The organism is Pseudomonas sp. RL, from assembly GCF_000647775.1.
Lineage (GTDB): Bacteria > Pseudomonadota > Gammaproteobacteria > Pseudomonadales > Pseudomonadaceae > Serpens > Serpens flexibilis.
This window is the reverse complement of record NZ_JBOY01000115.1, coordinates 1-9,037: the sequence shown is the minus strand read 5'-3', so window position 1 is coordinate 9,037 and position 9,037 is coordinate 1. Positions and strand designations below refer to the sequence as shown.

Genomic DNA, 9,037 nt, shown 5'->3' with positions numbered 1-9,037 from the left:
TCGGGGACTATCGCCTCAAAAAGGTCGGTAGTCGAGATACAAGGGCGGTCAGCGTTTTTCTGGCCGCCGTACGGTGGGTAGCCGGCCGTCCGGAGCGGGATCTCAGCCCGGAAACTGCTGCTTGAGCTGTTCCAGCTCCGCGTCCTTCTCCTGCCACAGCTGGTTGACCCACTGCTGGAAGGCCTGGCGGTACTCGGCGTCGCTGTCGTAGCTGCGGCCGAGGAACTGGGTGGGGATCTCGCGCTTGCGCACGCGCATGACCACCTGCGGCACGCGGCCGCTCAGCAGGTCCCAGAAGGTGGGCCGGCCGGCCGGGTAGTGGATGGTCACGTCGACCATCGACTCCAGCTGCTCGCCCATGGCATCCAGCACGAAGGCGATGCCGCCGGCCTTGGGCTTGAGCAGGTGGCGGAACGGCGACTGCTGCTGGTCGTGCTTGGCCGGGGTGAAGCGGGTGCCTTCCAGGAAGTTGAACACCGACACCGGGTTGGTCTTGTAGCGCTCGCAGGCCTTGCGGGTGGTAGCCAGGTCCTGGCCCTGCTTCTGCGGATACTTGCGCAGGTATTCCTTGCTGTAGCGCTTCATGAACGGGAACTCGAGCGCCCACCAGCACAGGCCGATCACCGGCACCCAGATCAGTTCCTGCTTGAGGAAGAACTTGAGGATCGGCATGCGGCGGTTGAACTGGTACTGCAGCACCAGGATGTCCGCCCAGCTCTGGTGGTTGCTGCTCACCAGATAGGAGTGGCGCATGTCCACCAGGTCGCGGCCCTGAACGTCCCAGCGGGTACGCCCCACCAGGTCCATCCAGAAGCTGTTGATGGCCATCCAGGTTTCCGCGATCCAGTGCATGCCGGAACGCAGCGCGCGCTGCACGGCCGGAATCGGCAGCAGCAGTTTGAGCAGGGACAGTGCGAACAGCGGCCAGCACCAGAACAGCGTGTTCAGCGCCAGGATCAGGCTGGCGATGATGCCGCGCAGGGTGGCAGGGAGAAAACTCAGCATTGGCCGATTCTCGTCAGGGAAAATTGGCCGCAAGGTTAACGATTGTGCACTCAACTGCAAGCGTCGAGAGTGACCGAATGGTCACGATAACCGCCGTTCAGAGCCGTTCGTGCGTCAATCGAGAAGGGCCAGGGTATCCAGCGCGATCTGCTTCTCCTCGTTGGTGGGTACCACCAGGATGCGCGGTGTCCCCGGGCGATGGATGGCGCCGGTTACGCCGCCGACGCATAGGGCGTTGGCCTGCGGGTCGATGGCCAGGCCGAACAGCGGCAACCAGGCCACGGTGCGCGCGCGCACCAGCACCGAGTTCTCGCCGATGCCGCCAGTGAACACCAGCCCGTCCAGGCGTGGCAGGGCGCAGCTCATCGCTGCCAGCGACTTGGCGAGCCGGTAGCAGAACACCTCGATGGCCAGGGTGGCGGCGCGATGCCCCTCGCCGCGTGCCTGTTCCAGGGTGCGCATGTCGTTGGACAGCCCCGAGAGGCCAAGCAGGCCGCTCTGATGATTGAGCAGGCGCTCCACATCCTCCAGGCTCCAGCCCAGGGTGCGGGCCAGGTGGCCATGCAGGTTCGGGTCCACGTCGCCGCTGCGGGTGCCCATCACCACGCCTTCCAGGGGCGTCAGGCCCATGCTGGTGTCGCGGCTCTGGCCATCGACGACGGCGCAGGTGGAGCTGCCGTTGCCCAGGTGCGCGACCAGCCAGCAACTGTCGCCGACCGCCAGGTTGCACAGTTGCGCCGCGCGGCGGCTGACATAGCGGTGACTGGTGCCATGGAAGCCATAGCGGCGCACGCCCTGTTCCCGGTACAGGTGGTCGGGCAGGGCATAGCGGAAGGCGTGCTCCGGCAGGCTCTGGTGGAAGGCGGTGTCGAATACGGCGATGTGCGGCAGGTCGGGATAGACCTGCAGGGCCGTTTCGATGCCCAGCAGGTTGGCCGGATTGTGCAGCGGCGCCAGCGGCACCGTGGCGCGAATCGCCGTGATCACCTCGGCGTCGATGCGGCAGGACTGGGTGAACTGCTCGCCGCCGTGCACCACCCGGTGGCCGACGCCGTGCAGGCGTCCGCCGCACGCCTCGTTGACCATGGGCAGCAGTTGCCGCAGCAGCGCGCCGTGGTCCGCGCCGGGCAGTGCCCGCTGCTGGCGGATGGCTTCGCCGCGCCACCAGCGCAGGCTGGCCTCGGCGCTGCCCAGCCGCTCGCCTAGCCCGCTGAGCAAAGCCCGGGAATGGGCCTCGCATTGCAGCGAGAACTTCAGCGACGAACTACCGCAGTTGATCACCAGAACGTTGCGCGCGCGCATCGGGCACCCTCTCGGCAGGGCCGGCCTGCCGGCACCAGCCGCAATCGAATGGCTGGCCGATGCGACGGGCGCGGCTGTCGGCATCCAGCACCCAGGCGCGCGACTGCCAGGGCGGCGAATGACGCAGGTGCTGGGTATGTCCACAAGACAGTAGCGCAACCCAATGGCCTTCATCGTCCTGACGGAAACCGAGCAGCGCTGGCGCGACCCGCCTGTCCGCACATGGTTCGCTTTCGACCGCCCGCGCGGGTAAACTTCCGCGTTCCAAACTCTCTACCAAAAGGTCTTCCCCATGCAGATCGCCGCCAACAAGGCTGTCTCCATCGACTATACCCTCACCAACGATGCCGGCGAGGTGATCGACAGCTCCGCTGGCGGCGCGCCGCTGGTCTACCTGCACGGCTGCGGCAACATCATTGTCGGCCTGGAGAAGGCACTGGAAGGCAAGCAGGCTGGCGATCAGCTGACCGTCACCATCGAACCGGAAGACGCCTACGGCGAATACAGCGCCGAACTGGTCGCCGTGCTGGACCGCGCCATGTTCGAAGGCGTCGACGAACTGGAAGTCGGCATGCAGTTCCACGCCTCCGCGCCGGATGGCGGCATGCAGGTCGTGACCATCCGCGACATCGAAGGCAACGACGTGACCGTCGACGGCAACCACCCGCTGGCCGGTCAGCGCCTGAGCTTCGACGTCAAGGTCGTGCAGGTGCGTGAAGCCAGCCCCGAAGAAATCGCCCATGGCCACATCCATGGCGAAGGTGGTCACCACCACTGATTGCAGCCCGGGCTGGACTGCTCAAGAAGGCGCCCAGCGGGGCGCCTTTTTTATTTGCGTGCGAGAAAGGAGTTGTTTTTCCATGAGTGCCCTGCACGACCTTACCTTGACGAGCCTCACGGGCGAGGAGCTACCCCTCAAACCCTACGAGGGCAAGGTGCTGTTGATCGTGAACGTCGCTTCGGAGTGCGGGCTGACCCCGCAGTACGCCGGGCTGGAGAAGCTGCAGCGCAGCTACGCCACGCGCGGCTTCAGCGTGCTGGGCGTGCCCTGCAACCAGTTCGGTGCCCAGGAGCCCTGCAGCGAGGCGCAGATCGCACGCTTCTGCGAGAAGCACTATGGGGTGAGCTTTCCCATGAGCCGCAAGCTCGAAGTCAACGGGCCGGGCCGCCATCCGCTGTACCGCCTGCTGGCCGGCGAGGGCGCGGAGTTTCCCGGCGACATCACCTGGAACTTCGAGAAGTTCCTGGTGGCTCCGGACGGTCGCGTGCTGGCCCGCTTCGCGCCGCGCACCGCGCCGGATGATCCGCTGCTCGTGCAGGCCATCGAAGATGCGCTGGGCTGAGGGGCAGGGAGCGGGCGCAATGCCCGCTCCGACTTCAACCCGCCATGCGCCGCAGGGTGTCGTCCTTCACCACGAAATGGTGAAACAGCGCCGCGGCAACGTGGCCGAGGACCAGCAACAGGAACAACCAGGCCAGCGGCGAGTGCAGGCTGCCCAGGCTGGTCAGCCAGGGAATTTCCTCGCCGCCGCGGGCCACCAGTTGCACGCCGAACACCTTCAGGCCGTAACCGTTGCCGAGCATCACGGCCAGGCCAAGCAGCGGCATCGCCAGCATGCACAGATACAGCAAGCCGTGGCCGATGCGTGCCAGCCCGCCCAGCGGCCCCGCCGGCTGCGGTCGCCGACCCCGCTGCGCCACCGCCCAGGTCAGGCGCAGCAGCACCAGTACCAGCAGCAAGACACCAATGCTCACATGAGTGGGCACCAGGGTCTGGCCGATCCAGTGATCGCCTTCGTCGATGCGGTCCCCCAGCTTGAGGAATTGCAGGGTCAGCAGCAGGGCCATGCCCCAGTGCAGGATGCGGCTCACGCTGCCATAGCGGTGGGCTGAGTCGTTCATGGGTTGCTCCTTGTCGAATCGGGGTGACTTGGGTTCCAGATGAACTCGGGCAAAGGTTCGGTCGCCATGCGTTGCAAATGATTGGCCACCACCGTCTCGAGTTGCCGTAGCGCGTCTTCCTCGCCTTTCAGTCGCACCCGCAGTGTGGTTCCGTGCGCCTCGAGCTGGCACAGGCCAAGGCTCAGCGATATTTCGCTGCGTCCTTCCCCGCGCGTGACGGGGAACTTGTGCGCCCAGTGATTGCTCAGGCGGGTGATCAGGCGCTGTGGATTGTCCGTGGCGATCTGGGTGTTGGATTCCGGCATTGTTAAAGACCCTCAGCCGAAGTGGAATGCGGAAAGGGTGACGTCAAGCACCTGATCGGTGAAGGCGCGCCGGCCAGGGTCTTCGTCCGCGGCACCCGCCACCACCAGCAAGGGGATCAGATGCTCCTCGGCGCGCGGCGGATGGCACAGCCGCGCGGCGGGTGCCTGCGCCCAGTCGACCAGGCGCTGGTAGCGCTCGGCGGGCTCGGCTTCCACGGTTTCCGTCAGCCAGCGGTCGAACTGTTCGGACGGCGCCCCGAAACGGGCGTCGCCATAGGCGCGCATATTGTGAAAGCTCATGCCGCTGCCGATGATCAGCACGCCTTGGTCGCGCAGTGGCGCCAGCGCGCGGCCGGCGTCCAGGTGGGCCTGCGGGTCCAGGTCATGGCGCAGGGACAGCTGGATGACCGGGATGTCCGCATCCGGGAACATCAGCTTCAGCGGAATGAACATGCCATGGTCGAAGCCGCGTTGCGGATCCACCCGGGCGGGCTGGCCGCCCTGATTGAGCAGCGTGGCCACCCGTTCGGCCAGCGCCGGTTCGCCGGGCGCGGGGTAACGCAGTTCGTAGGTGTGCGGCGGAAAACCGTAATAGTCGTAGATCAGCTCGGGGCGGGGCGTACCTGTCACGCCGAACGCCGGCTCCAGCCAGTGCGCCGAGACCATGACGATGGCGCGCGGCCGCTCGGGTAGCGTGTCGCCCACGCTGCGCAGGTAGTCGGCCATGCGGTTCCATGCGGTCGGCGGGTTCCAGTCCATGAAGAAGCAGGGGCCAGCGCCATGGGGGATAAACAGCGTCGGTTGGCGAAGGGGGGCGGCGGTGGCCATGGGCGTGCTCCGGTAAATAGTTCTGTAGGCAGTATCTCTTGCTGTCGAAGAAGTGATAATCGGCCGATCTGAGGGTTCACCTTTAACCAAGGGTTGGAAATCATGCTGGATCGGGTCACCGGAATGCGGGTATTCGTGCGGGCGGTTGCCGCCGGCAGTCTGTCAGCGGCGGCGCGCCAGCTGGACATGTCCGCCGCCATGGCCACCAAGCACATCGATGCGCTCGAGTCGCGCCTGGGCGTCAAGCTGCTGCACCGCACCACGCGTCGCTTGAGCCTCACCGAAGCGGGCAGCGACTATCTGGAGGCCTGCCAGCGAATCCTGCCGGAGATCGATGAGGCCGAGGCCGTGGCCGCCTCGCAGCGCATCGAGGCGCGCGGCCTGTTGCGCCTCAACGCGCCGCTGTCGTTCGGCAGTCGTTTCATCGCGCCCTTGCTGCCGGCATTCAGTCGCCGCCATCCCGCCGTGCGCATCGAGCTGGGACTGACCGACAGCCAGGTCGACATGCTCGAAGGCGGCTGGGATCTCATCGTCCGCATCGGCCACCTGGCCGATAGCCAGATGCAAGCGCGCAAGCTGGGTGATTGTCCGATGTGCGTGTGTGCCGCTCCGGCTTATCTGGAGCAACGTGGCATCCCTCGGCGCGTGGCCGAACTCGTGCAGCACAACTGCCTGGGCTACAGCCTGTCGTCCTGGGCGGGCGGCAAGGAATGGGCGTTCGGCCACGATGGCGGCGTGCGGGTGCCGGTCACCGGCGACCTGACCGCCAACAATGGCGACGCGCTGACGGCGGCGGCCATCTGCGGCCAGGGGCTGATCTACCAGCCGCTGTTCATCGTCACCGATGCCCTCGAGCGGGGTGAGCTGCTGGAAGTGACGCTGGACCAGCCCACCTGCACCCTGGGCGGCATCCATGTGCTGTATCCGCCGGATCGCCGTCCGCCGGCCAAGGTGCGGGTAATGATCGACTACCTGGTGGAGGCGTTTGCGCAGTCGCCGATGTTTGCGTCGCAGCGCTGAACGTCACGGAGCATTGCGGTTGCCCCGCACAGTTTCCAGCAGGGCGAATTTCTCCCGGTCGATCTCGCCCCGGGTGCGCACGCCCAGGCGGCGCAGGATCGGCAGCGGCGGACACCAGCCCTGCAGGCCATGCTGCAGCAGGAAGGGCAGCACCACGCCGGGCAGCATGAACCATCTGCGGTTCACGGTGAGCCCCAGCACCAGGCCGGTCAGCGCGAGGGTCGAGGCATTGACCTCCAGGACGCGCTCGATATCCCATTCACGCTCCAGCGCGTCGATGCGCCGCAGGATGTCCTGGCGGTCCAGGCCGCTGAAGTGGCGAATGTTCTGCTGGGTCCGGCGATCGATCTCGTCGTTGACCGCAGGCGATGTGGCGCGTCGGACACGATCCGCCTCGTCACCCGTCGCGCTGAGATGATGACTTGCAAGCATGACCGCCCCCCCTGCTGTTAGGCCTCCCGGCGCCTGGAACGAGAACGCATCCTGCAGGGTTACGAAGCCGGTGCGAGTGGGGAGTTCCCGGGATTGGCGGGGCGGTGTTGCAGTCGATGGCTCGACGTTTCTTCGACACTTTAGGATGTGCAAAAGAAAAGCCCCTGAAATCCGCTAGGAATCAGGGGCTTAGCTTGCTTGATTTGGTGGAGCCGGGGGGATTTGAACCCCCGTCCGCCAGGACTCCGCTATCGGTTCTACATGCTTAGCCATCTCTATTGAGTTAACTCCGCGCCGCCCGAGTGGCAGGGTGCTTGGAGCGAGCTGCATAAGTTTTAGCCGTTACACCTGCAGCGAGCTTGGCGGCGATCCTGTTCTATCTGACAGACCTAATCTTCGGGTTTACAGGCATCCCCTAGGGTCTGCTGGCGCCCTTAGGCGGCCAGAGCGTAGTTGTCGTCGTTGGCAACTATGAATTGTGGCAGCGAATTTACGAGAACTGTCACCTACTCGGCATGCCCCTCAAGTTTCATTACCGGCGTCGAATCCTAATCGGCCCCAGGTGTCGCTAGAAAGGTCCGGCGCAGTGTACGTCAATTGCATCGCTGCGTCGAACCTCTTGTCGGCTTAAGGCTGGGTGCCTTCAACCGTCCTGACACCTAGATGGAGACGGTCAGGCGGCTTTCAAGGGGCAGCCGTTCAATTAGCGTTGCCTGAGCCTACTCCCGGACCCGACCCTGAGCCGTTTCCTTGTCGATAGGATTGGTCGAGAGTCTTCAGCGCGCGTTCGCTGGCGGTCACGCAGGCGTTGGTATCGCCACGCGCCTGGGCCTCGCGCGCCTGTTCGATGAACATTTTCGCTTCATTGGCCGACGTGTGATCGGTGGGGTTGCCGGTCTCTGTCTCGAGTTTCTGCAGGTTCTCGTTGCAGCGGTCCGCGTCCGCGAAGGCGGGCGCCGCGACCAGACACGTAGCCAGTAGCAAAAGGGTCGGTTTCATGGATATCTCCGGACGGATCGGCCACGACGGCGACTCCCTGCGCCAGGCCGATCCGGGTTCATTCCTTCATGGGGGCGCTGTTGAGCATCTGCATGGCCTGGTCGACTGTGCTGAGGCATTCCGACATGCGGTCGGCATCCTTGTACTCCTCGGCCTCGTCACGCAGCTTGTCGATCTGGTCTTCCTCGGCATCGGTCAGCTCGCGCTGGTCCATGGCCTCGTCCAACTGGTCGAGGCGGGCTTCGCATTGGTTGTCGGCGGCGAAGGCGGCGGGCGCGAACAGCAGGGCGGCGGAGATGAACAGAGCGGGACTTTTCATGGAGGTTCCTCGCGTGTGGGGTCCGCAAGGGTTGACGCGTCGGACGGCCAGGGGTTCCGCCGGGAGGACAATCGCAAGGGTCGCCGCCCTGGCCGTACGCGCTTCAGCAGGCTTTGGACCGAGTGACCCGGTCGACCAGATAGACCAGACCGTGGTAGTCGATGCCCGAATGGCTGGACAGGCCGATCTCGCAGGTGCGGCTGGTGGAGATCCCTTCCTGGCACTGCTGCACCGCGTCCTTCAGCGTACGCAGCGCGTGGGCGTTGAGCTCCGGCTGGTTGAAGCCCTTGTCGCCGGCGAAGCCGCAGCAATGGATGCCTTCCGGGATGACCACCTGCTCGGTGCAGCGCCGCACGATGTCGATCAGCCCCTGCGCCTCGCCCAGGTGCTGGGTGCTGCAGGTCACGTGCACGGCCACCGGCTCCTGCTGCGGCACGAACTCCAGGCGCTCGAACAGCTGCTCGCGGATGAAGCGAACCGGGTCGTGAATGTTCAGCCGGGTGTCGGCCAGGTCCTGCACCAGGCGCAGCGTGCAGGGGCTGGTGTCGCAGTAGATCGGGTCGAGGCCGCCGCGACTGGCCTTGAGCAGCGCATCCAGGGTTTCCCGCTTCTTGCGCTCGCCCTGGTCGGCATAGCCCTTGGAGGCGAACGGCTGGCCGCAGCACAGGCTGTCCAGCGCCTCGGGGAACACCACCTGGAAGCCGGCCTTCTCCAGCAGGGCGCGGGTGCGCTCGATCAGCGGAGTCTGCTCGGCGTCGCCGAATGCCGGGCCCATGGCCCGCGACACGCAGGCCGCCAGGTACACCACGCGCGGCCGGCTGTCGTCGCGGGCGGGCGTGATGGCGATCGGCTTGACCGGCTGCGGCATGGCCGGCGTCCACGCGGGCAGGCGGTTGCCGGACAGCGTGCGCAAGCCGGCGCTGGT

Annotated in this window: 13 protein-coding genes and 1 other RNA gene; 3 read left to right on the top strand and 11 right to left on the bottom strand. The window is 65.8% G+C overall.

The window, feature by feature from the left end; translation table 11 throughout:
* Positions 1-102: 102 nt before the first annotated feature.
* The 3 genes from AS93_RS0115720 to AS93_RS20390 all read right to left on the bottom strand — a co-directional run bounded on the left by AS93_RS0115720 (position 103) and on the right by AS93_RS20390 (position 2,707).
* On the bottom strand, positions 103-1,005 hold the full coding sequence (locus tag AS93_RS0115720) for an acyltransferase (RefSeq protein ID WP_027591499.1): 903 nt from the start codon (positions 1,003-1,005) through the stop codon (positions 103-105).
* A 114-nt stretch (positions 1,006-1,119) separates the two neighbouring features.
* Positions 1,120-2,307 (bottom strand): acetate kinase, encoded by a 1,188-nt coding sequence (locus AS93_RS0115715; protein WP_027591498.1) that lies wholly within the window; start codon positions 2,305-2,307, stop codon positions 1,120-1,122.
* Positions 2,270-2,707: a DUF3565 domain-containing protein gene (locus AS93_RS20390; RefSeq protein WP_256214795.1), complete on the bottom strand. Its 438-nt coding sequence runs from the start codon at positions 2,705-2,707 to the stop codon at positions 2,270-2,272. The genes AS93_RS0115715 and AS93_RS20390 overlap by 38 nt, the downstream gene beginning before the upstream one ends.
* On the opposite strand from AS93_RS20390, the gene AS93_RS0115705 reads away from it, so the two are divergent.
* Both AS93_RS0115705 and AS93_RS0115700 read left to right on the top strand, forming a co-directional pair.
* Complete coding sequence (locus AS93_RS0115705; RefSeq protein ID WP_027591497.1) at positions 2,600-3,085, top strand: peptidylprolyl isomerase; 486 nt, start codon at positions 2,600-2,602, stop codon at positions 3,083-3,085. The two genes, AS93_RS20390 and AS93_RS0115705, sit on opposite strands and share 108 nt — an antisense overlap.
* Before the next feature lie 82 nt (positions 3,086-3,167).
* Complete coding sequence (locus tag AS93_RS0115700; protein ID WP_027591496.1) at positions 3,168-3,650, top strand: glutathione peroxidase; 483 nt, start codon at positions 3,168-3,170, stop codon at positions 3,648-3,650.
* A 34-nt stretch (positions 3,651-3,684) separates the two neighbouring features.
* Here AS93_RS0115700 and AS93_RS21155 read toward each other — a convergent pair whose 3' ends face one another.
* From AS93_RS21155 to AS93_RS0115685, 3 genes are read right to left on the bottom strand one after another with little or no spacing between them, the layout of a single operon-like run.
* Positions 3,685-4,209, bottom strand: coding sequence for a cytochrome b/b6 domain-containing protein (locus tag AS93_RS21155; protein ID WP_027591495.1), 525 nt, complete (start codon positions 4,207-4,209; stop codon positions 3,685-3,687).
* Entirely contained in the window at positions 4,206-4,514 is a 309-nt protein-coding gene (locus AS93_RS21150; RefSeq protein ID WP_081798328.1) for a DUF2218 domain-containing protein, read from the bottom strand. The genes AS93_RS21155 and AS93_RS21150 overlap by 4 nt, the downstream gene beginning before the upstream one ends.
* Positions 4,515-4,526: 12 nt before the next feature.
* Positions 4,527-5,342, bottom strand: a complete 816-nt coding sequence (locus AS93_RS0115685) for a class III extradiol ring-cleavage dioxygenase (protein ID WP_027591494.1) — start codon at positions 5,340-5,342, stop codon at positions 4,527-4,529.
* A 102-nt stretch (positions 5,343-5,444) separates the two neighbouring features.
* Between AS93_RS0115685 and AS93_RS0115680 the strand changes: the two genes are divergently transcribed.
* The gene (locus AS93_RS0115680) at positions 5,445-6,362 is read left to right on the top strand and encodes a LysR family transcriptional regulator (RefSeq protein WP_027591493.1); all 918 of its coding nucleotides are present in this window, start codon (positions 5,445-5,447) and stop codon (positions 6,360-6,362) included.
* 3 nt (positions 6,363-6,365) lie between these two features.
* On the opposite strand, the gene AS93_RS0115675 is transcribed toward AS93_RS0115680, so the two are convergent.
* The 5 genes from AS93_RS0115675 to AS93_RS19550 all read right to left on the bottom strand — a co-directional run.
* Positions 6,366-6,794, bottom strand: coding sequence for a hypothetical protein (locus AS93_RS0115675; protein WP_027591492.1), 429 nt, complete (start codon positions 6,792-6,794; stop codon positions 6,366-6,368).
* 204 nt (positions 6,795-6,998) lie between these two features.
* Positions 6,999-7,354: a transfer-messenger RNA gene (ssrA, locus tag AS93_RS20385) on the bottom strand.
* 139 nt (positions 7,355-7,493) lie between these two features.
* Complete coding sequence (locus AS93_RS0115670) at positions 7,494-7,793, bottom strand: hypothetical protein (RefSeq protein ID WP_027591491.1); 300 nt, start codon at positions 7,791-7,793, stop codon at positions 7,494-7,496.
* Positions 7,794-7,851: 58 nt separating this feature from the next.
* Positions 7,852-8,112 (bottom strand): hypothetical protein, encoded by a 261-nt coding sequence (locus tag AS93_RS0115665; protein ID WP_027591490.1) that lies wholly within the window; start codon positions 8,110-8,112, stop codon positions 7,852-7,854.
* Positions 8,113-8,215: 103 nt separating this feature from the next.
* Positions 8,216-9,037, bottom strand: an 822-nt coding sequence (locus AS93_RS19550) for a (Fe-S)-binding protein (protein ID WP_037009599.1), incomplete at its 5' end; no start/stop codon positions are given.